The organism is Streptomyces sp. NPDC039736 (assembly GCF_055596485.1).
In genome coordinates this window covers 95,874-116,620 of record NZ_JBVIUQ010000004.1, presented here as the reverse complement: position 1 = coordinate 116,620, position 20,747 = coordinate 95,874, and the positions used below count along the sequence as shown (strand labels likewise).

Genomic DNA, 20,747 nt, shown 5'->3' with positions numbered 1-20,747 from the left:
TGCCTGCTTCTTCGCTTACTTGCTTGCAGAGAGATCAAGCACCCGCCGCCACGGGCTATTCCGCTGGTGACGACATTGCTCATGCCGCCCGCGCGATACGCCCGTTACGCCCCGGACGTCACATACAGAGCCCGCGCGACCTGCGCGAACTCCCCCTTCGGGTGCGCCCGGAACAACGGCTGCGTACCGAACAGCACCACCCGGCCGCCCTGCGCCGACCTCCCGGAGACGACCGCCGGCTGCCCCGCCGCGTCCTTCGGGCCGCCCGTGCCGTTCTCGTTCGCGCGCCAGTGCCCGGACACGAGCGGGTTCCCGCCCGCCTTCCCGTACGACTGGTCCACCCGCACACCCGTCCCCAGCCCGCTGAACCACAGCGGCGAGAAGACGAAGGTGTGCGCCGGCGCCCCGCCGGTCACCGCGCTGCCGGCCGCGTTGTCGACCCGTACGACACCGTTGGCGTCGCCGTTCCCCGCTACGGCGGTCGCCGCGAGCAGCTTCGCGTCGGCGTTGAACTTCGCCCCGGCGCCGCCGAGTCCGACGACCCCGTGCTCCTTCAGGAACGCGTCGAGCCCGGCCCGCGCCGCCGCGTTCAGCTTCCCGTACGCCAGGTCCGCCGATACGTACAGCGCGTCGACGCCCTTCCAGTCGAACCCGGCGTTGAGCACGCCCGTCGACACCGGCGTCACGTCGAAGCCCATCTCGCGCAGCGCGAACAGCTCACCGGACGACACCGCCGCCGCCACCCGGGTCCGCTCGACCGGCGCGACCCCCTGGGCCCGCGTCGCGTGGAACGCGACCCCGAACCGGTCCGCGAGCCGCACGGCCTGCCGGCGTGCCGAGCCCGGCACGACCGCCGTCCCGTCGGCGGCGCGCCGCACCCGCACGCCGTCGGCCAGCAGCGCGTTGAGGGCGCTGATCTCCTTGGGGTCGTCCAGCCGCAGCCGCAGGTCCCCCGCCGGGGCGACGTATCCGGTCCCGGAGGCGGCGTGCACGGTACGACGCGGAACGTCGACCGTGCCCCCCTTCGCGACCCGGTCCACGCTGGCGCCCCACAGCAGTCCCAGGCTCCACCCGGAGATGTCGTACATCGCGGAGACGTCGGCGCTGATGTCACGCCCGTCGGCGAGGATCACGTTCGCCATCCCCCGCTTCGGCTGCTTCATGTCCACGACGTACGACCCGGCCGGGTAGCTCTTCCCGCCGGCCCGGAAGGCGCGCAGTGCCCGCTCGACCCTGACGTCGTTGGCCACGAGGTGGTCGACGAGCCGCGCCGCCGCGACACCGGACCGCTGCCCCTCCCCGCCCGCCGGGATGACGTACGCGCTCGGGAACTCGGTCGTGTACACGTCCTCCGGGCCGATCCCCGGCACGCCCGGCACGGTCTCCTCCGACACGGGCACCTGTGCGGCGCCCGCCGCACCCCGCCGGAAGGTCTCGATCTGGTCGGCGATGAGAGAACTCCGGTGCGTGGCGGTGTAGTTGACGGCCGCCTTGATGGCCGCACCGGCGATGTCGGTGTTGATCGCCGAGCGCCGCCGCAGCTCGGCGACGGGCCGGCTGTCGTACTCCTCGTTGTTGACCTGGAGCGGAATCTCAATGGTGTGCGTGGCGACCGCACCCTGGAAGGGGAGGTACTGCGGGGTGAAGACGGGCGGCCAGTCGTCCCACCCCTCCTTCTGGTCCCGGAAGGGAATGACGGCCGGATCGACGCCGTCCTTCGCGGGCGTGTATCCGAGCGCGTTGACGGCGGCTTCCATCCCCAGCGCGTTCGCGTACGAGTTCTTCAGGAAGAGGTCGTACTCGTAGTTCTCGCCGTGCGGGGGAGTGGTGGGCTCGATCAGGGTCCCGTTCACGTACCCGTGCAGGTCCAGCATGACGGCGGGCTGCTTGTCGATGGCGATCTGCCGGATGGCACGGGCCTCGGGCTGGGTGGCGGTGATGAAGTCGCGGTTGATGTCGAACCCGTTGGAGTTCGCCCGTGTCCCGGCTATGCGGCCGTCCGGATTGGCCGTGACGTTGAAGTACAGCCGGTTCTCGTCCAGCAGCTTCCGCGTTTTCGCGTCCTTCGCGGAAGCGAGCTCGGAGATGAGCTTCAGGGACGCGTCCGTCCCCTCCCACTCGTTCCCGTGGATGTTGTTGTTGACGAACAACGGCGTCTTGTAGTCCGCCTTGATCTCCCGGTCCTTGGCCGCCTTCGCCGGGGAGTTCTCGATGAGTTCCCGCATCCGCTCCTGCCGCCCGGCCTCCCGCCGGCTCTCCGGGGCGGTGACGGTCACCAGGTACAGGTCGTGCCCGCCGGCCGACTTCCCGGCCAGTTCGACGCTCACCCGGTCGCTCTGCTGCTGGAGCCGGTTCAGCTTCGGGGCGATCGCGTGGTACGGCGTGAGCCCCAGCTTGATCGACTTGTCCGCCGGATCGGCGGCGGGCTCCTTCAGCCGGGTCCGCCGGGGGAACCCGTCGGTCCGCCCGCCGTGCCGGACCCCGGTGTCCCCGAGCGCCCGCTCGGCGGCGCCCGCCCCGGTCCTGGCCGCGGGCCCCCGCAACTCCCGCTCCCGGTCGGTGCGTTCGTGCTTCGGCCCGTCGTCCTTCGGTCCGGGCACGGCCTGGGCGCCGGAGGCGGGGACGATCAGGGCGGCACCCGCGAGGGCGGCGGTGGCGACGAGCACGGGTCTCGGTATGCGTACGGCCATGGATGTGCGTACCTCCGGGAAGGGCGGATGATCGGTACGCAGGGGTCTACCGGCTGAACTCAGGTGACACAAGAGGGTCTTGGGGGCTCCCCCCGGCCCCTAGGAGCGGACGGCGTTCCCGCAGGAGCCGTCCGCGCCCCTCCCGACGACGGGCCCGTTCCGGTCGTACGGGTCCGTGCCCGGCCCCTCGCCGCCGGCGTGCGGGCCGAACTCGGGCGCGAAGTAGCCGGTGGGACGGCGCCCGCAGCCGCCATTGGTCATGTTCACCCGGTAGGACAGCACCGAGAAGGTCCCCGGCTCGGTCCGCACCTTCGCCGGATCGTCCCAACTGGCCACCACCTCGCGGCGGACGACGACCCGCACGACTTCCCGGCTGTCGGCGGTCGCCCGGGTCACGGGATAGACGTACGTGACGTCGCTCCCCACCTCGACCGCCCCGTGCGGGCCCTCCCGGAGGGTCAGCTCCCCCCGCACCTTGACGACGTCGCCGACCAGCCGCACCGTGTCCGCGTCGAACCGGCTGAACAGCAGCAACGGATCGTTCTCCGCGTCCGGCTTCCGGAACGCCTGCCGCAGATAACGCGCCATGTCCGCCTGCTGCGGATTCACGAGCGCGACGGCCTTGTCGGGCCGCTTCCCGCGCAGGGTGTCGGCGTCGAGATTGGTCGCCACCAGGAAATCCCGCGTCTTCGCGAGCGCCTGCTCCACCTGCGCGGCAGTCATCCACCCGGTGGCCTTCGCCCGAGGCACGGAGATCCCGCGCACCCCGTCCTCCCACCGCTCGGCGGGCGACCCCCGGAACGGCTCCTCGACGGTCCCGCGCCGGGACCGGGGCCCGGCACTGGACCCGCCCCCGCTCCCTTCCCCGGCGACGGCCTGCGCGGCGTCCCCGCCGAACCACCCGCCCACACTCCCGGGCACGAGCGCCACCCCCAGCAGTGCCGACGCCCCCACCAGCACCAGCGCATGCCACGCCCTGAACCGGCGGCGCGCCCTGCCAGGCGTGTGCGCCCGCCACGGCACGGCCTGCTGCGGCTGCTCCTGCAACCGCCGCGTCACCATCCGGGCCCGCGCGGAGGGCTCCTTGGGCGCACCCGGCACCCCGTTCACGGAGTCCCGGAGGAACCTCTCCCACTCCTCGTCCGGCACCGAAGACCCGCCGTCCGTACCCGCGCCCGTACCCACCGCTGCTGCTCCCCGCTGCCACGCACTCCCGCTCCGGTTCCCCCCAGGGCGGCCCACGGAATAATCACACAGCCCCCCATCCGTGTCCTCGCCCGCCCGGCACGCTTGTCGGTGCGGCGGGCTACAGTCCGCCCCCATGTTCCCGTTGCCCGAAGGTCTGCCCCCGGGCCGCTTCGTACGCCACGCGGCCACCCCCGTCTGGATCTCGTCCACCCTCCCCGAGAACCCCGAAGCTCTCCGTTCCCTCCCGGGCCTGGTGCCGCTCCTCTGTCACCCCTACGCACTGGGCGGCCCGGTGGAGTTCGCCCACCTGCCGCTTGAGCAGACGCTGGCCGAGGCCTTCACGGAGTACCGCCGCAGACGCCTCCCCTGGTGGACGGCCCCCGGCCCCCGCCCCGCCCCGGACGGCACCGCCCCCCGGCCGCACGACCCGGGCCCGCCCTTCACCACCTGGCCGGGCCTGGCCCCGGGCACACCGCCGGACGGCCCGGCGCGGTACGACGCCGCCGCGCCCCTGCTCGCCACGCTCCTGCACGAGCACGGGCCGCCACTGGACGAAGCCCGCCTGCTCCTGGTGCCCGCCCACCGGGGCAGCGAGGCCCTGGCCCGGCTCGGCTGGGCCGCTGACGTGCCCCTTTCCCTCCTGTGCGCGCTCCTGCGGAGCTGGGAGGACCGCTTCGGGGCCCGCCTGGTGGCGGTCCTGGGCAGCGAGGTGCACATGGCGGTGGAAAGGCCCCCGAGGGACGGAAGGGGCGCCGAGTTGCTGGCCCTGGAACACGTCCTGTCGACCGCGACCAGCGTCGTCGACGACCCGCCCACGCCCTTCTCGCAGTACGCGGCGGAGCTGGTGGGCCGGACGTCGTGGTCCTTCTGGTGGGATTGACCCGCAACGGGCGGGCGGGCGGCCCAGTGCGCTCCGACCTCCTTGCCGACGCCGACGGCCAACGGAGCGACGCCCCACCGCGCGGCCCCGCCGGCCCCGTCTTCGGCGCGCACGCGCCCTGGCACCGCCGTGCCCTCGGCCCCTGCGCACCGGAGTAGGACACATCAGCCCCCGAACGTCCTACTCGTGAGCTCGTACACCCGCACCCGCGCTCCATGCCCCGGCACCACCGTCTCCCGCTGCCACCGCATGCCCAGCCTGCGCATCACGGCTTCCGAAGCGCCGTTCTCGGCCTGACAGACGCTGACGACCCGCTCCAGCCCGACCCGTGAATTCCCCGCTCTCCCGCACCTCCACCGTGAAGATGCCGTGCCCGCGCGCCGCCCACTCGTCCCGCACGACCTCGGGGTCGGCGTTCAGTTCGGTGAGCGCGTCGAGGTCGGCGTCGCGCAGCGGGCGCAACCGCAGCCGTGCGGTGAGCAGTTCGGGCATCCGGGCATCCTGCCACGGGCGCGCGGTCCGGGTCCGGCGCCTCGCACGGGCCGTGCGTCGTCAGGGGTTCCGGGCGGCGCGGGCCGGTTCCCGTCGGCCGAAGCGGGCCAGGCAGTGCCACACCCGCTTCAGGGCCTGCGGGTCGTGGCGGCCCGTGCGTACCGCGTCCCCCACGGCCGCCGGGTCGAGGCGGCCCGAAACGGCGATCCGCGCCCCCAGCTCGACGTACTCCCGGCCCCGGTAGTCCGGGTGCAGCCGCAGCTCCGCCACGGGCAGGGCGAAGCCCGGGTGCCACTCCACCGGGCAGCCCAGCAGCCGGGCCGCCGCCTCCACGTCCGTGCCCCGGAAGCAGGGGTCCAGGACCAGCGCCTCCACGTTCTCGGCGAGCCGGACCGGCCCGTGCACCTGCGCCTCGACGTAGTCGTCCAGCGCGTCCCGGCCCTCCGCGAGGGCGAGTTCGGTCAGGCGCATCCGGGTGGCGACCCCGAAGTCGGTCGGCTCCAGGCAACTGTCCGGGTAGCAGAAAGTCGTCCGGGGAAGGACCCCGGCCCGCAGGCGGAGGTGCGCCGAGCCGAAGCGCGGGGCTGCCCCGTACGCGTCGGCGCGGAAGTCCAGGGCCCCGTACACCGGGCGGGCCTCGGCCGGCGCCGTGTCGTACGCCCCCGCGAAGATCCTGCTCTCCCAGCGCCACCGGTCACCGCCCGGGTGCGCGGTCAGGCCCCCGTTGCTGGTGCCCGTGACGAACTGCGAGCGGTAGACGCCGTCCGCCGCCAGTGCCTGAAGGATCGGTACCCCCCGTGCCCACCGGTCCGGGTGGAAGTTGAGCGTGACGCGCACCGACGCGTCCAGGGGCGCGCCGGACGACAGCGCGGCGACGTGGGCCAGGGCCCGGTCCTGGGGTGACCTGGAGGGGATCATCCGTGCAGTGTGCTGCGCACCGCACGCCGCGCGCACCCCGATTGCCCGCCGCGCCCCCTCCCACCAGCCCACCTCTACAGTGTCTGCGTGAGAGATTTCGGGGCGGGTTTCAAGTACTTGGCCAAGGGCCAGCGGTGGATGACGCGGCACGGGCGGAGCTACGGGCTCGGGCTGCTGCCCGGTCTCGTCACGCTCGTCCTGTACCTCGGCGCGCTCGTCGGTCTCTTCACCTGGTCGGACGACTTCGTCGCCTGGGCCACCCCGTTCGCCGACGGCTGGGGCGAGACCTGGCTGACGCTCTTCCGGGGCGTGCTGCGGGCACTGCTGTTCGCGCTCGCGCTCTTCCTCGCCGTCGTCACCTTCACCGCCGTGACCCTGCTCGTCGGGCAGCCCTTCTACGAGGCCCTGTCCGAGCGCGTCGACAAGTCCCGGTCGCCGGACGGCACCGCGCCCGAGTCCGGGCTGCCGTTCGTGCGCGAGCTGTGGATCTCGGCGCGGGACAGCGTCCGGGTGCTGGTCAGGGTCCTGTGCTACGGCGTCCTGCTGTTCGCCTGCGGGTTCATCCCGGTGGTCGGGCAGACCGTCGTCCCGGTGCTCGGCTTCTGCGTGTCCGGGTTCTTCCTCACCGAGGAGCTGACCGCCGTCGCCCTCCAGCGGCGCGGCATCGAACTGAAGGAACGCCTGCGCCTGCTGCGGAGCCGCCGCTCGATGATCCTCGGGTTCGGTGTGCCGCTCACGCTCGCGTACCTGGTGCCGTTCGTCGCCGTCTTCCTGATGCCGGGCGCCGTCGCCGGAGCCACCCTGATGGCCCGCGACCTCCTCGGCGAGCCCTCCGTGGACGACGAGGGCGGCGAGGACGCCGACGGCTCCGCCGCCTCCGCTACGACCGCCTGAGCACGGGCACGTCCGCCACCGCGAGCCCCGGCACGTCCGCCGGGGCCTCGGCCAGCAGTTCGCCGCCCGCGCCCCACACCGCACTGCGGCCGCACCCGGTCCACGCGCCCGCCCGGCCCACGTGGTTGGCCAGTACCACCGGGAGACCGAAGTCCCGCGCCAGGCCGGGATACACCGTCGCCCTCTCCTCCTCGCCGCCCCCGGTTCCGTACAGCGAACTCGCCAGCCACAGTCCGCACCCGTCCTCCACCGCCTCCCGCGCCAGCTCCGGGAAGTGGTTGTCGAAGCAGGTGGCCAGCGCGATCCGTACGCCGTCGAACGTGCAGCGGCCGGGCGCGGCGCCCGGCGCGAAGACCTTCCGCTCGCCCTCGAAGAGGTGTCGTTTGGCGTACGTCGTCAGGGGCGCGCCGTCCGCTCCGTATACGAAGGTGACCAGCCGCCCCCGGGAGGCGCAGTTCACCACGGCCGCCGTGCCCGTCTCCCGGCACGCCTCGCGCACGGGGTCCAGCCGGGGGTCGTCCGGGCCGCTCGTCCACAGGCCGGGGCTGGCGGCCAGAAGCCCCAACTCGTAACCGGTGACGGCGAGTTCGGCGAAGACGGTCAGCCGGGCCCCGGACGCGGCGGCCTCCCGCACGAAGGAGGACATCGTGGCGACGTTGGCGGCGACATCGCCCGGCAGGGCGGAGAACTGGGCGGTGGCTGTGCGCATGGGCAGTCAGTCTCTCAGGCCCCTCCCGGGCGTACGACGGTCGGCCCCCGTCACACCTTGACGGTGCGCACCCTCCGGTCGCTCAGCGTGCGGAGGTCTTCGGGGTCGGAGGTGAGGACGACCACGGGTCCCGGCTGCTGGAGGGCGGTGGCGGTGAGGACCGCGTCGATGGCGTACTTGTGGCCGTGGAGACCGGCGGCGGCCAGCAGTCGCGAGGCGGCCCGGGAGATCTCCTCGGTCACCGGTTCGACGTGGAACCGGGAGACCGTCCAGTCGAAACGCGCTTGCGGCACCCTGGGGTCACGGGCCTCCACCAGGGTGATCGCCGAAGTGACCACACGTACATCCTCCTCCTCGGCGGCGATCAGCCACGCCGTGAGGGCGGGGTCGCGCGCCACCGCCTTGGAGAGCCCCTCGCTGTCCAGCACGAGGGTGCCCAGGGCGGTCACGCGGCAGCCTGCGCGGAGGTGTGCTCGCCCCGCAGGACCGCGCGCGCGGCCTCGACGTCGGCGCGGTCCACCGGGCCGTGCGCCGCCTCGGCCTCGTCGATGAACTCGCGCAGCCTCTCGCGTTCCAACTGCCGGGTCAGCAGGGAGGTGATGTACGCCGAAAACTCCCCGGGCCCGACCTTCGCCCGCACCGTCTCGGCCAGGTCCTCCGGAATGCTGACCGAGTACTTGCGTGTGGTTCCGCTCATGGAACGATGGTACCACCGGCCCTACTACCGCCGTGACCGTACACACACGCGCTGCTACGAAGCCCGAAGTCCCTTGATCCGCAAGGGCGTCGAGGGGAGCATCCCCCCATGACAGAACTCCTCGCCGTCGCGCTGATCACCGTCCTCGCCGTCATCAGCCCGGGGGCCGACTTCGCCATGGTGGTGCGCAACAGCTATCTGTACGGGCGGACCACCGGCCTCCTGGGCGCCGCCGGGGTCGCGGCCGGCGTCCTCGTCCACGTCACGTACACCATGCTCGGCGTCGGCCTGCTCATCGCCTCCTCCACCGCCCTCTTCACCGCCATCAAGCTCCTCGGCGCCGCCTACCTCGTCTACATCGGCCTGCGCACCTTCTTCGCCCGCGCCGAGCTCGCCGTCGACCTCGCGGACAAGCGCGAGCTGTCGCCGCTGGGGGCGATGCGGGCCGGGTTCCTGACCAATGTGCTCAACCCCAAGACCACCCTCTTCGTCGTGTCGACGTTCACGCAGGTCGTCGGCCCCGACACGGCTCTGTGGCAGCAGGCGGGCTACGGGCTCTTCATGTCCGCCGCACACTTCGGGTGGTTCGCGCTGGTGGCGCTCTTCTTCTCCGACGGACGGCTGCGCGCCGCCATGCTCCGCCGCCAGAAGGCCCTCAACCGGGGCATCGGCTCGGTACTGGTGGGACTCGGGGTGACACTGGGCCTGGCACGCTGAGGCCCCCCCGCACGGCCGCCGCACGCCCCGCCCGCACGGCCGCCGCTCAGCGCGCCCCCCGAACCGCTACCGCGCCGCCGCCACCCGCAGCACCTCCCGCACCTGCGCCACGATCTCCGACCGGTTCTTCACGAACACCGGGTCGGTGATCTCGGTGGTGTTCGCCCGGTCGAACTCCAGCACCGGCGTGTGCAGATGGCCCCCCGGGACCGTCAGGCCCAGCCGGTCGCGCAGCAGCGTCGCCCGGTAGGCGATCTCGTTGGAGAGGTAGTCCCCGCCGCCCCCGGCCCGCGCCGCCGAACCCGGCGTGGGCCCGTCCGGGCGGACCACGGCGGCGGTCTGCCCGGCCGGGACCTCCGTCACGGAGGTGTTGTCGTACACCGGGAAGGGGCCCGTGCGCGCCGCCACGATGCGCTGGTACGGCAGTGACGTACGGGTCCACTGGGGCTGCGTGGCGGAGTCGGCGACCGGGACCGTCCCGGTCCGGCTCACGTTCAGGTTGTCGCCGAAGCCGCCCCGCCACGCCCCGTTGTACCGCTCGACGTCGAAGCGGCCCACCCGCCCCTGGCTGATCGTCGTGAACAGGTCGACCCCGCGCAGGTGCGGGCGCAGCGCGCGCTCCACCTCCCCGGCGGCGAAGTCGTCCCAGCGCACCGGGAAGACGGCCGTCTCGACGCGCGCGAGCCGCCCGTCGGCGGTGCGGATCACGGTGCCGTCCAGCGCGAGCGCGGTGGCCCCCGACGGATTGCCGATCCGGATGTCACGGTCCAGCGTGAACGGGTCGAAGCCCGTCACCAGTACCCGCCGCAGGCCCTTGGCCCCGGCGTAGCCGATGCCGTCCTGCCCGCGCGAGGACCGCTCCAACTGCTCGACGAGCCGGTCCCTGTCCCGGTCGGAGAGCCGGAACCCCGGTTCCCAGGAACGCAGTTCACGGGTCATGGCCAGCCGCGCCCAGTACAGGGGGCGGTCGTCGCCCCGGCTCAGGTCGCCGCCCGCCGCGCCCCGGCCCTGCGCCCGGTCCACGGCCCGCCGCCACAGCCGCGTCCCGTGCCGCTCGACGGTCTCCTGCGCCCTGCGGTACGTCGTCGCCCCGGCCAGCGCCGTGGCGAAGCGGGGCGCCACCGCGTCGAACCCGCTGCGGCGCAGGATCTCCCGCGGGACGGCCCGCTCCAGCCGGGCCTCCTCGACGGTGACGGCCGCGATCCGGCCGGCCGGGCCGGGCGGGGCCGCCGGGTCCGCCTGCGCGGCGGCGGGCAGGGCCGTCGTGCAGGCGAGAGCGGCGAGGGCCAGTGCGGCCGTCCGTGTACTGCGTCGCATCCCGCGTCCTTCCGTGGAGCCTCGAAACCGGCGAAGCCCCAGTATCGGAGCGCGGCCGGCGTCACGGAAGGGGGTGGTGGGTCCGGCGGGTCAGTCCGTGACCGTGCCCAGCGCCGTCCGCAGCAGTTCCCGCACCTGCCGCACGATGTCCGCCCGGTTCCTCAGGAACACCGGGTCCGTGACGGCGGTCGCGTTCCTCGGCCCGAACTCCAGGACCGGCGTGTGCAGGTGCCCGCCGGGAATCGACAGGCCCAGCCGGTCGCGCAGCAGCGTCGCCCGGTAGGCGATCTCGTTCGACAGGTAGTCCCCGCCGCTGCCCGACCACGCCCGGGAGCCCGGCGCCGGGCCGTTCGTGCGCCGGACCGGGTCCCCGCCGTCCTTGGCCGGGGCCTCCACCACCGCCGTGTTGACCCGTACCGGGAAGCGGCCGGTCCTGGCCGCCGCGAGGGTCTCGTACGGCAGCGAGGTCTCGGTCCACTGGGGCTGCGCGCCCGGGTCGTCGACCGGGGCCAGGCCCTGCCGGCCCACCGTGAGGTTGTCCGGCGTGCCGCCCCGCCGGGCCCCGTTGAAGCGCTCCACGTCGAACCGGTCCGACCCGCCCTGGCTCACCGTCGCGAAGAGGCTCGCCCGGGGCAGGCGCGTGCGCAGGGCCCGTTCGACCTCGCCGGCGGCGAAGTCGTCCCAGCGCACCGGGAAGAGCACCGCCTCGACGCGGGCCCTGCGGCCGTCGGGAGTGGTGATCTCGGTGCCGTCGAGGGCAAGGGCGGCGGCCCCGGAGGGGTTGGAGGTGCGGATCTCCCGGTCCAGCGAGAAGGGGTCGAAGCCCGTCAGCACCACGTGGTCCACGCCCGGGGAGATGACGGGCTGCGCCTCGTGGCCGCGCGAGGTGCGCTCCAGCCGGTCCAGCAGCCGGGCCTGCTCGTCGGACGGCAGCGTGAAGTCGGGCTTCCAGGCGCGCAGTTCGCGGGCCATGGCCAGCCGTGCCCAGTACAGCGGGCGGTCGTCGTCGCGCGGCAGGTCACCGCCCGCCGCGCCCCGGCCCTGCGCCCGGTCCACGGCCCGCCGCCACAGGGCGGTGCCGTGCCGGACGACCGCGCGTTCGGCGGACTCGTACCCCTCGGACCCGCCCAGTTCCCGTGCGAAGTCCGGCGCGACGGCGTGGAAACCGCTGCGCCGCAGCAGCTCCTGCGGGACCTTGCCGTCCAGCCGCCGCTCCTCCGCCGTCGGGGAGTCGGCGGTGAGCACGGGCGCGGTCGCGGGCGCGGAGGCGACGGCGGGGGACGCCACCGTGACCGGGGGAGCGGCCGTCCCGGAGGAGCCGGCGCACGCCGAGAGGGCGAGGACGGAGGCGGTCAGCAGGGCGGGGGCGGAGGTACGGGCGGGTCCTCGGTGCATGGCGGGTGACGACCTCCGGAAGGGGGCGGCTCCCGGGCGGCTTCCGGGAGGGGGCGGTGCTCCCGGGCGGCCTCCGGGGAGGAACGGCGGTCCCGGCGGCCGCCGGGAGAAGGTGGCGGTCCCGGTGGCCGCCGGACAGCGGTGACGGCTCCGGGGGACCCGCCCTCACTCCGGCCGCAGCAAGGACAGGAAGTCCCGGAACGCCCCGGGCATGTCCACCGACCCGGGGTCCAGCAACCATTGGTACTGCAACCCGTCCATCACCGCCACCAGGAGCGGAGCCGCCTGCTCCGGTGTCAGTCCGCCGGGCAGCCGCTCCCCGTACTCCGCGCGCAGCGCCCCCGCCATGCCCTCGCGCACGAGCGCGTACCGCTGGGTGAAGAAGTCCTTGGCGGGATGCTCGTCCGTGACGGACTCCCCGAGCAGCGCCGAGAAGGTCTGCACGACGCCGGGGCGCATCGCGTTGTAGTCCACCAGCGACGCCAGCAGGTCCAGCCGCCAGGCCGCCGGGCTCAGGCCCGCCCCGCCGGTGTCCCACTGGTCGCGCTCCTCCAGGACGGCCACGAGCAGGGCCTCCTTGGTCGGGAAGTAGTGCAGCAGGCCCTGCTGGGTGAGGCCCACGCGCTCGGCGACGGAGGCCAGCGACGCCCCCCGGTAGCCGCGCTCGGCGATCACTTCGAGGGCGGCGCGCAGGATCTCCGCCCGCCTCTCCTCACTCCTGGCCCTGGCCATCACGTGCACCCGCTTCCCCTGTGATCTTGCTGGTCAGGACGGTACGCCATACCTCCCGCCGACCCCCACATCACGAAAAGGCAACGAACCCTACCGTTCTACAGGTGAACCGAGTAACCATGGGGGCACCAGCAGATCTCAACGAGGAGGTACGGCCGTGGCAGGCGAGTCCACCACCCAGCACACCCGCGACGACGAGCAGGTCCGCGAGGACGTCGTCGGCGCCGCACTCGGCAGGCTCGACCTCGACGCCAAGGCCCGCCTGCTGGCCGGCCAGGACATGTGGTCCCTCCCGGCCCTCCCGGAGATCGGCCTGAGGTCCCTCGTCTTCTCCGACGGCCCGATCGGCGTGCGCGGCGTGCGCTGGACCGCCGACGACCCCTCGATCGCCCTCCCGTCCCCGACCGCGCTCGCCGCCACCTGGGACCCGGAGCTGGCCCGCCGGGCCGGTCGCCTGCTCGCGCAGGAGGCCCGCCGCAAGGACGTGCACGTCCTCCTCGCCCCGACCGTCAACCTGCACCGCTCGCCCCTCGGCGGCCGCCACTTCGAGTGCTACTCCGAGGACCCGTACCTCACCGGTGAGATCGGCTCCGGTTACGTCAACGGCGTCCAGGACGGCGGCGTGGGCACCACGGTCAAGCACTTCGTCGGCAACGACGCGGAGACCGACCGCTTCACCGTCGACAACCTGATCGACCCGCGCCCGCTGCGCGAGCTCTACCTCGCCCCCTTCGAGGCGATCACCCGGAACGCCCACCCGTGGGGCATCATGTGCGCCTACAACTCGGTCAACGGCACCACCATGTCCGAGCACCGCCACCTCCAGAACGAGGTGCTGCGCGGCGAGTGGGGCTTCGACGGCGCGATCGTCTCCGACTGGATGGCGGCCCGCTCCACCAAGGGCGCCGTCGAGGGCGGCCTCGACGTCGCGATGCCCGGCCCGCGGACGGTGTACGGCGAGGCGCTCGCCGGTGCGGTGCGCGCGGGCGAGGTCGAGGAGTCGGTCGTCGACGAGGCGGTGCGCAACGTCCTGCGCCTCGCCGCCCGCGTCGGCGTCCTGGAGGGCGCCCCGGCGGTCGTCTCCCCCTCGGACCTCCCCGCCGGGATCGACGGCCAGGCGGTCGCCCGCGAGGTCGCCCACCGGGCGATCGTCCTGGTGCGCAACGAGGGCGACGCCCTCCCGCTCGCGTCCAGCGGCACGGTCGCGCTCTCCGGCGCCGCCGCCCGCGACGCCCGGGTGCTCGGCGGAGGCTCCGCGACGGTCTTCCCGGAGCGGGTCGTCTCACCGCTCGACGGCCTGACCGAGGCGCTTCCGGCCGGGGCCCTCAGCTACTGCGTCGGCGCGGACCCGAGCGACGAGCTCGCGGTCGCCGACAAGGGCTTCGAGCTGCGCGCCGTCTGCCGGGACGAGAAGGGCGAGGTCATCGGCGCGGGCTCCCTGCCCAACGGCCAGGTCCAGTGGATCGGCGACGACCTCCCCGACGGCGTCAGCCACGACAGCCTGCACTCCGTCGAGATCACCGGCACCTTCACCCCCCGCGAGACCGGCGAGCACGTCTTCGGCACCCGGGGCCTGGGCCGTTTCACCCTCACCGTCGGCGACGAGACCTGCTACGACGACTTCCACGGCCCGCGCGAGGGGGCCGACCCGTTCGAGTCGTTCTTCGGCGCTCCCGAGGAGCGCGGCCGCTTCCACCTCACCGAGGGGCGGCCGGTGACGGTCTCCCTCACCCACGTGGTCCAGAAGAGCACCGGCTCGCCGCTCACCGCCGTGATGTTCTCGCTGTCCCACCTCTCGCCGCGGCGCGACGCGGACGAGCTGATCGCGGAGGCCGTCGAGGCCGCGCGCACCGCCGACACCGCCGTCGTCGTGGTCGCCACCACCGACCGCGTCGAGTCCGAGGGCTTCGACCGGACCGACCTCGCCCTCCCGGGCCGCCAGAACGACCTGGTCCGCGCCGTCGCCGCGGTCAACCCGCGCACGGTCGTCGTCGTCAACTCCGGCTCGCCGGTCGAGCTGCCGTGGCGCGAGGAGGTCTCCGCGATTCTCCTCACCTGGTTCCCGGGCCAGGAGGGCGGGGCGGCGCTCGCCGACGTGCTCCTGGGCGCGGAGGAGCCGGGCGGCCGCCTGCCGACCACCTGGCCGGCCGCCTTCTCCGACGCGCCCGTCACCCAGGTCGCCCCGGTCGACGGCGAACTCCCCTACGCCGAGGGCGTCTTCATCGGCTACCGCGCCTGGGACAGGGCCGGGACCGCCCCCGCCTACCCCTTCGGCCACGGCCTCGGCTACACGACCTGGTCGTACGAGGCGGCCACCGTCTCCGGTTCCGGCAGGTCGGTGACGGTCCGCCTCACCAACACGGGCGACCGGGCGGGCCGGGAGGTCGTGCAGGCGTACGTCGCCCCGGTCTCCGACACGGCCGGGCGTCCGGCGCGGTGGCTGGCCGCGTTCGGGGGCGTGACGGCGGGGGCGGGGGAGACGGTCGAGGTGACGCTCGATCTTCCGCGCCGGGCCTTCGAGGTCTGGGACGAGGCGGCCTCCTCCTGGGCCCTGATCGAGGGCCCGTACACCCTCACCCTCGCCCACTCCCTGACGGACCCCCGTCTGACGGTGCCCCTCTAGGGGCGCGGGGAACTGCGCGCCCTGCCACGACGCCCCCGCACGTTTCCCACCGAGGGCGGCGCCCCTTCAGGGGCGCGGGGAACTGCGCGCCCAGCCACCCACTCACCTGCACGGGAACCGTGGGCAGCCGCGCGGCGAGCGCTTTAGGGAAAGGGGCGGGTCCGGGGCCTCTCTGCCCGAGCCGGGCGGGGCTGTGCATCCGGCACGGGTGCTGAGCTCACGGCCTCGGCGGAGACGCGCGTCCGGCGCAGGCGCTTGGGCAGGGGGCGGCACCCGGGCTGGCCGGGAGCGGGAGGGGCCGCCCCCTTGCCCGCCCGTCCCGCCCCCTTGGGGCGGCCCCGTCGCCCAAGGAGGCGGGGGATAAAAGGGGGGCGGGGGATAAGGGGAGGGCGGCCCCGTCGCCCAAGGGGGCGGGGGATAAGGGGAGGGCGGCCCCGTCGCCCAAGGGGGGCTCGGGGCGAAGCCCAAGGGGGCGGGGTGGCAAGGCGGCTGCGACGCCCAGGAGGACGGGCCGCGGGGCGAAGGGGCTGCGGTGCCCGAGGGGGCGGGGAGGTCAGTCCGGGGCGGTGATGCGTTGGTGGGCGAGGGCCGCGAGCTGGTTCTGGCCGTCCACGCCGGGATGGAAGAAGTCCCACTGGCTGAGCTGGGCCCCGGTGAAGGCGTAGTCGAAGACGGCGCCCCCGTCGTAGCGGCACCTGGCATCCCGCCCGCACACCTCCGCCAGCACCCCGTTGTACGCCACCACCCGCTCCCGCACCGCCTCCCGCCGCGCCACCGCCGCCGCGTCCGCCGCGTCCGCGTCGCCCAGCATCGAGGGGCAGATCCCCAGTCCCCACACCTGCTTGCCGAGCGGATTGCCCCGCCCCAGCGACCACAGCCTCTTCAGGTCCGGCACGCTCGCCACGTACACCTGCGTCCTCGGCAGCTCCGTCCGCACCTCCTTCAGCGCCCGCTCGAACGACCGGCGGAAGTCCGCGACCGGCGTCATCTGCGCGACCGAGCTGCGGCACGCGTCGTTGGCCCCCGTCATCACGGTGATCAGCTCGGGCCGGTGCTCCACCGCCCGCGCCGTCTGCCGGGGCAGGTCGGCCATCCGCGACCCGGTCACCGCCAGGTTCCAGCTCCGCGACGCGGCGCCCGCAGCGCCGAACAGCCGCACCGCGAGACTCCGTACGGACGCGTGCGTACCGGTCGCCCAGGACGCCTGCGGGCAGTCCGCCAGGACCTCGCACGCGTCGAACCCGCGTGTTATCGAATCGCCGACGGCAACGAGCGAGGACGGCGACCGGTCCCACGTGGGGGTGGGTTTCGCGGAGGGCTTCGCGGTGCTCCGCGCCGGGGCGGGGCCCGTCCCCTCGCGCGCTCCGCCGTCCGAGCACCCGGCGACCAGCGCGAGCAGGGCCGACGCCGCCGCGGCCGCCGCGCGCAGCCGCCGCGCCGGACCCTTCGTACCGCTCTCCCGCATGTCCGTGTTCCCTCCGCGCCGTGACCCTCCCGTGGACCCGGGGTGGAAAAGCCCGGAATCCAGCCACACACCCGGTATTTCGCCCCGCCCCCGGACCGACAGTACGTCACACCCCCGGGCGCGCCGCACGGTAGCTTTTCCCCACCGGGACCGCACCGGCCACAGCACCGGACGGCGCTGTGACCCGTCCCATCGGCCCCGGTACATTACATGACGTCACATACTGTCCCTTTTCAGGAGTTTCACCCCGGATGCTGTTTACTGTTGACAGCCTCGGGATTCGGCCAGGCGTGTCACCCCCGACCGCAGGGCGCAGGGAGTACGAGGCCGCAGGTGTTCGCGAACCTCGACCCACACAGCAGGAGGTCCCGGTGACGACACGTGGAGTTCTCTACGTTCACTCCGCACCGCGCGCGATGTGCCCCCACGTCGAATGGGCGGTGGGTTCCGTCCTCGGCGTGCGCGTCGGGCTCGACTGGATCAGGCAGCCCGCCGCGCCCGGCACCTGGAGATCCGAGTTCTCCTGGCAGGGCAGGGCGGGCACGGCGTCCAAACTGGCCTCCGCCCTGCGCGGCTGGGACATGCTCCGCTTCGAGGTGACCGCGGAACCCTGCCCCACCGCCGAGGGCGAGCGCTACAGCTCCACCCCGGCACTCGGCATCTTCCACGCCGTCACCGGCATGCACGGCGACATCCTCGTTCCCGAGGACCGGCTGCGCGCCGCGCTCGCCCGTTCCGTGCACGGGGAGAGCGACCTGGAGGCGGAGGTCGCCCAACTGCTCGGCAAGCCCTGGGACGACGAGCTGGAACCCTTCCGGTACGCCGGCGAGGGCGCCCCGGTGCGCTGGCTCCACCAGGTCGTCTGACCGGCCGCACCGGCGGCCCGCCCCCGATTCCGGCCCCCGCCGGCCGCACCGCCCGGGACCGGGATAGATTCCGCCCACAGTTGAACGAGTTTTTACCTGTGGGGGGTAGGAAGTGCGCGTGGGTCAGGTGGTGGCCGGGGCCGCCGTCGTCATCTCGGGAGGCCTGGTCGCGGCAGCGGTCAGGTTCCACATCGAGGATTCCCGGCTGGAGCGGATCGAGGGCGTCTGCACCGGCGACAACTGCCTGCCCGGGTCCGCGGCCGTCGACGGCTGGGCGCACGCCTTCACGGTCCTCGGCGTGATCGCGGTGCTGATCACCGTACTGGCCTTCATCGCCGTCGTCGTGCCGCCGCCCCCCAAGGGACCGGACGGCAAGGTCACCGGCCCCTCCCCGCACCGCAAGCGGGCCTGGATCGCCCTCCCGCTGGTGCTGGCGGGCCTCGCCGCGTTCCTGTGGCCCGCGGGCTCCTGGGCCGCCTCGCTGCCCGGCAAGGCCCGCTCCGTGGCCTGGTCCCTCCCGTACGAGAACACCGGGTCGGACAACGGCGGCAGCACGTACGACATCCGCAGCGTCTGGACGCTGCCCGGCGGCCCGAACCTCGTGCGGATCACCCCGGACACGCTCACCGCGCACTCCCTGGCCGACGGCCGCCGCCAGTGGCAGACGCCCGTGCCGACGCGGCGCACGGTCTGCGGCACCGCCACCCGCGCCGGAGCGGACCTCGTCCTGATCGGGTACGCCCGCCACGACCAGCCGTGCGCGGAGCTGGCCGCGGTCGACCTCGCCACCGGGCGGACCCGCTGGCAGCAGAAGCTGCGCCACGACGAGTACGACACCCGGGCCCGGACCGGCAGCTTCGCCCTGGCGGGCCGCACCGCCGTCGCGGTGGAGACGGAGCGGCTGCGGGCCTTCGACACGAACACCGGCAAGCAGGCCTGGACACGGCCGTTCCCGAAGAAGCGGCTGTGCACGGCCGGTGCGCTGGACGCCTCCGCGGACCGGGTCCTCCTGATGGAGGAGTGCGTCAAGGAGTACGGCGGGGACGCCTCGGTCACCCGGCTGATCGCCCTCGACGCGGCCACCGGCAAGCAGCTCTGGCGCACCGCCCTGCCCGTGGAGTCGCCCGCGCTCAGCGCGTACTTCGCCTCGACCGCGCCGGTGGTCCTGCGGGTCAAGGAGCGGGACGAGCGCGGGGTGGACGCGTTCTTGTCGTACGACGACAAGGGGCGCGCCCGCGCGGTCCTGAAGGTCTCCCGCCACGCTACCGGCAACCGGAACGCCAACTCCGAGACCGAGGGCCTCATCGGGCTGCCCGGGCAGGCCCGCGTGGTCGGCGACCGGCTCGTCGCGGGGGCGATCACCCCGGGGGAGACCAGCGTGCGCTGGGTGGGCGCGTTCTCCCTGGCCACCGGCGAACGGCAGTGGCTCAAGCGGCTGCCCGACCCGGCCACGGCGCTGCTCACCGGCACGGACGGGCGGCTCACCGTCCTCATCCGGGGTGACGACACGCCCTACCTGGCCTCGTACGACCTGCGCACCGGGCGCAGGAGCGCGGCCCCGCTCGGCGTTCTCGGGTCGCGGACCCCGAACCCGTCCTCGGCGTCGCTGCACCAGGGGCCGGGCTCCACGGTGGTCGTCGTCAACGAGGACCAGCCCAACCAGTACAGCAGCCTCAAGCACCTCGCGGAGCCGGTGCCGGTCTTCGCGATCCGCTGAGGCGCCGGCCGTACGGCGGCACGAGCGCCGCGGAGCGGGCGACGGCGCACGGCGACGGCGAAGGCCCGCCCCCGCGAGAAGCAGGGGGCGGGCCTTCGCCGTGCACCGGAAAGGTACGAGAGCGTACGGAAAGGTACGCGAACGGATGGACCGTACGCGAACGGATTCAGACCGTGCGGAACGCCAGCACCACGTTGTGGCCGCCGAAGCCGAACGAGTTGTTGATCGCGGCGATCGTGCCCTCGGCCGGCAGCGCGCGCGGCTTGTCGCGGACGATGTCCGCCTCCGCCGCCTCCGGGTCGAGGTCGTCGACGTTGATGGTCGGCGGGGCCGTGCGGTGGTGCAGCGCCAGGACCGTCGCGACGGTCTCGATGCCGCCCGCGCCGCCCAGCAGGTGGCCGGTCATGGACTTGGTGGCGGAGACCGCGACGTGGTCCAGGTCGTCGCCCAGCACCTTGCGCAGCGCCTTGATCTCGGCCACGTCGCCCTGCGGGGTGGACGTGGCGTGCGCGTTGAGGTGCCTGACCTCGGACGCTTCGAGGTCGGTGGAGTCCAGCAACTGCTGGAGGGCGGCGGCGATGCCCCGGCCGGTGGGCTCGGGCTGCGCGATGTGGTGGGCGTCGGAGGACAGGCCCTGGCCGACGGCCTCGCAGTACACCTTGGCGCCGCGCGCGGCGGCGTGCTCGGCGGACTCCAGGACGACGATGCCGGCGCCCTCGCCCAGGACGAAGCCGTCACGGGCGGTGTCGTAGGGGCGCGAGGCCTGCTCGGGCTCGTCGTTGTTCTTGGACATCGCCATCATGTTGGCGAAGGCGGCGATCGGAAGCGGGTGGATGGTGGCTTCCGTGCCGCCGGCGATGACGACGTCGGCGCGGCCGGAGCGGATCATCTCGATCGCGTAGCCGACGGCCTCGGCGCCCGAGGCGCACGCGCTGACCATGGAGTGCACGCCCGCCTGGGCGCCCATCTCCAGGCCGACGTTGGCCGAGGGGCCGTTCGGCATGAGCATGGGGACGGTGTGCGGGGAGACGCGGCGGACGCCCTTCTCCTTCAGCACGTCGTACTGGTCGAGCAGGGTGGTGATGCCGCCGATGCCGGAGGCGATCACGGTGCCCAGGCGCTCGGGCGAGATCTGCTCGTCCTCGCCGGCCTTGGCGGTGAAGCCCGCGTCGGCCCACGCCTCGCGGGCCGCGATCACGGCGAACTGCGCGGAACGGTCCAGCTTGCGGGCGAGCGGCCGGGGCAGCACCTCGGACGGGTCGACCGCGGCCTGGGCGGCGATGCGCACCGGCAGCTCGGCGAAGCGCTCGCCCTCCAGGGGGCGGACGCCGCTGCGTCCGGCCAGCAGACCTTCCCAGGTCGACGCGGCGTCGCCACCCAGCGGTGTAGTTGCGCCGATACCGGTGACGACCACGGTGCGATTGGTCGGGCTCACAGGAATTCTTTC

Annotated in this window: 18 protein-coding genes; 6 read left to right on the top strand and 12 right to left on the bottom strand. The window is 73.9% G+C overall.

Going from position 1 to position 20,747, the window contains the following annotated elements; all coding sequences use genetic code 11:
• Positions 1-104: 104 nt before the first annotated feature.
• Positions 105-2,690 (bottom strand): M14 family zinc carboxypeptidase, encoded by a 2,586-nt coding sequence (locus ACZ56L_RS13805; RefSeq protein WP_471064021.1) that lies wholly within the window; start codon positions 2,688-2,690, stop codon positions 105-107.
• 99 nt (positions 2,691-2,789) lie between these two features.
• Complete coding sequence (locus ACZ56L_RS13800) at positions 2,790-3,875, bottom strand: hypothetical protein (protein WP_471064019.1); 1,086 nt, start codon at positions 3,873-3,875, stop codon at positions 2,790-2,792.
• A 136-nt stretch (positions 3,876-4,011) separates the two neighbouring features.
• On the opposite strand from ACZ56L_RS13800, the gene ACZ56L_RS13795 reads away from it, so the two are divergent.
• Positions 4,012-4,758 (top strand): DUF4253 domain-containing protein, encoded by a 747-nt coding sequence (locus ACZ56L_RS13795; RefSeq protein ID WP_471064017.1) that lies wholly within the window; start codon positions 4,012-4,014, stop codon positions 4,756-4,758.
• Positions 4,759-4,938: 180 nt separating this feature from the next.
• On the opposite strand, the gene ACZ56L_RS13790 is transcribed toward ACZ56L_RS13795, so the two are convergent.
• Positions 4,939-5,250: a GNAT family N-acetyltransferase gene (locus tag ACZ56L_RS13790; protein WP_471064015.1), complete on the bottom strand. Its 312-nt coding sequence runs from the start codon at positions 5,248-5,250 to the stop codon at positions 4,939-4,941.
• A 60-nt stretch (positions 5,251-5,310) separates the two neighbouring features.
• Complete coding sequence (locus ACZ56L_RS13785) at positions 5,311-6,168, bottom strand: DUF3626 domain-containing protein (RefSeq protein WP_471064013.1); 858 nt, start codon at positions 6,166-6,168, stop codon at positions 5,311-5,313.
• Positions 6,169-6,255: 87 nt separating this feature from the next.
• On the opposite strand from ACZ56L_RS13785, the gene ACZ56L_RS13780 reads away from it, so the two are divergent.
• The gene (locus ACZ56L_RS13780) at positions 6,256-7,062 is read left to right on the top strand and encodes an EI24 domain-containing protein (RefSeq protein WP_471064011.1); all 807 of its coding nucleotides are present in this window, start codon (positions 6,256-6,258) and stop codon (positions 7,060-7,062) included.
• Here ACZ56L_RS13780 and ACZ56L_RS13775 read toward each other — a convergent pair.
• Genes ACZ56L_RS13775 through ACZ56L_RS13765 form a run of 3 tightly spaced genes read right to left on the bottom strand, consistent with a single transcriptional unit; the run spans position 7,049 to position 8,468 of the window.
• Positions 7,049-7,771, bottom strand: a complete 723-nt coding sequence (locus ACZ56L_RS13775) for a carbon-nitrogen hydrolase family protein (protein ID WP_471064009.1) — start codon at positions 7,769-7,771, stop codon at positions 7,049-7,051. The genes ACZ56L_RS13780 and ACZ56L_RS13775 overlap by 14 nt on opposite strands.
• A gap of 50 nt (positions 7,772-7,821) precedes the next feature.
• Entirely contained in the window at positions 7,822-8,220 is a 399-nt protein-coding gene (locus tag ACZ56L_RS13770) for a DNA-binding protein (RefSeq protein ID WP_468686004.1), read from the bottom strand.
• Entirely contained in the window at positions 8,217-8,468 is a 252-nt protein-coding gene (locus ACZ56L_RS13765; protein WP_468686003.1) for a hypothetical protein, read from the bottom strand. Before ACZ56L_RS13765 ends, ACZ56L_RS13770 begins: the two co-directional genes overlap by 4 nt.
• 108 nt (positions 8,469-8,576) lie before the next feature.
• Here ACZ56L_RS13765 and ACZ56L_RS13760 point away from each other — a divergent pair, with 108 nt between their 5' ends.
• A complete protein-coding gene (locus ACZ56L_RS13760; RefSeq protein ID WP_345223195.1) occupies positions 8,577-9,185 on the top strand; it encodes a LysE family transporter in 609 nt (202 codons plus the stop codon).
• A 66-nt stretch (positions 9,186-9,251) separates the two neighbouring features.
• Here ACZ56L_RS13760 and ACZ56L_RS13755 read toward each other — a convergent pair whose 3' ends face one another.
• The 3 genes from ACZ56L_RS13755 to ACZ56L_RS13745 form a co-directional block, all read right to left on the bottom strand.
• Complete coding sequence (locus ACZ56L_RS13755; RefSeq protein ID WP_468685996.1) at positions 9,252-10,502, bottom strand: pyroglutamyl peptidase; 1,251 nt, start codon at positions 10,500-10,502, stop codon at positions 9,252-9,254.
• A 90-nt stretch (positions 10,503-10,592) separates the two neighbouring features.
• Positions 10,593-11,897, bottom strand: coding sequence for a pyroglutamyl-peptidase I (locus ACZ56L_RS13750; protein ID WP_401757200.1), 1,305 nt, complete (start codon positions 11,895-11,897; stop codon positions 10,593-10,595).
• A 165-nt stretch (positions 11,898-12,062) separates the two neighbouring features.
• Positions 12,063-12,629 (bottom strand): TetR/AcrR family transcriptional regulator, encoded by a 567-nt coding sequence (locus ACZ56L_RS13745; RefSeq protein WP_468685990.1) that lies wholly within the window; start codon positions 12,627-12,629, stop codon positions 12,063-12,065.
• A gap of 157 nt (positions 12,630-12,786) precedes the next feature.
• Here ACZ56L_RS13745 and ACZ56L_RS13740 point away from each other — a divergent pair, with 157 nt between their 5' ends.
• Positions 12,787-15,252, top strand: a complete 2,466-nt coding sequence (locus ACZ56L_RS13740) for a glycoside hydrolase family 3 protein (RefSeq protein WP_471064005.1) — start codon at positions 12,787-12,789, stop codon at positions 15,250-15,252.
• 553 nt (positions 15,253-15,805) lie between these two features.
• Here the strand turns inward: ACZ56L_RS13740 and ACZ56L_RS13735 are convergent.
• Positions 15,806-16,717 (bottom strand): SGNH/GDSL hydrolase family protein, encoded by a 912-nt coding sequence (locus ACZ56L_RS13735; protein ID WP_471064003.1) that lies wholly within the window; start codon positions 16,715-16,717, stop codon positions 15,806-15,808.
• Positions 16,718-17,088: 371 nt separating this feature from the next.
• Between ACZ56L_RS13735 and ACZ56L_RS13730 the strand changes: the two genes are divergently transcribed.
• Both ACZ56L_RS13730 and ACZ56L_RS13725 read left to right on the top strand, forming a co-directional pair.
• Positions 17,089-17,583: a DUF3145 domain-containing protein gene (locus ACZ56L_RS13730; RefSeq protein WP_345223201.1), complete on the top strand. Its 495-nt coding sequence runs from the start codon at positions 17,089-17,091 to the stop codon at positions 17,581-17,583.
• 118 nt (positions 17,584-17,701) lie between these two features.
• Positions 17,702-19,300 (top strand): outer membrane protein assembly factor BamB family protein, encoded by a 1,599-nt coding sequence (locus ACZ56L_RS13725; protein WP_471064001.1) that lies wholly within the window; start codon positions 17,702-17,704, stop codon positions 19,298-19,300.
• A 166-nt stretch (positions 19,301-19,466) separates the two neighbouring features.
• On the opposite strand, the gene fabF is transcribed toward ACZ56L_RS13725, so the two are convergent.
• Positions 19,467-20,735, bottom strand: a complete 1,269-nt coding sequence (gene fabF / locus ACZ56L_RS13720) for a beta-ketoacyl-ACP synthase II (RefSeq protein WP_345223203.1) — start codon at positions 20,733-20,735, stop codon at positions 19,467-19,469.
• Between the last annotated feature and the right edge of the window lie 12 nt (positions 20,736-20,747).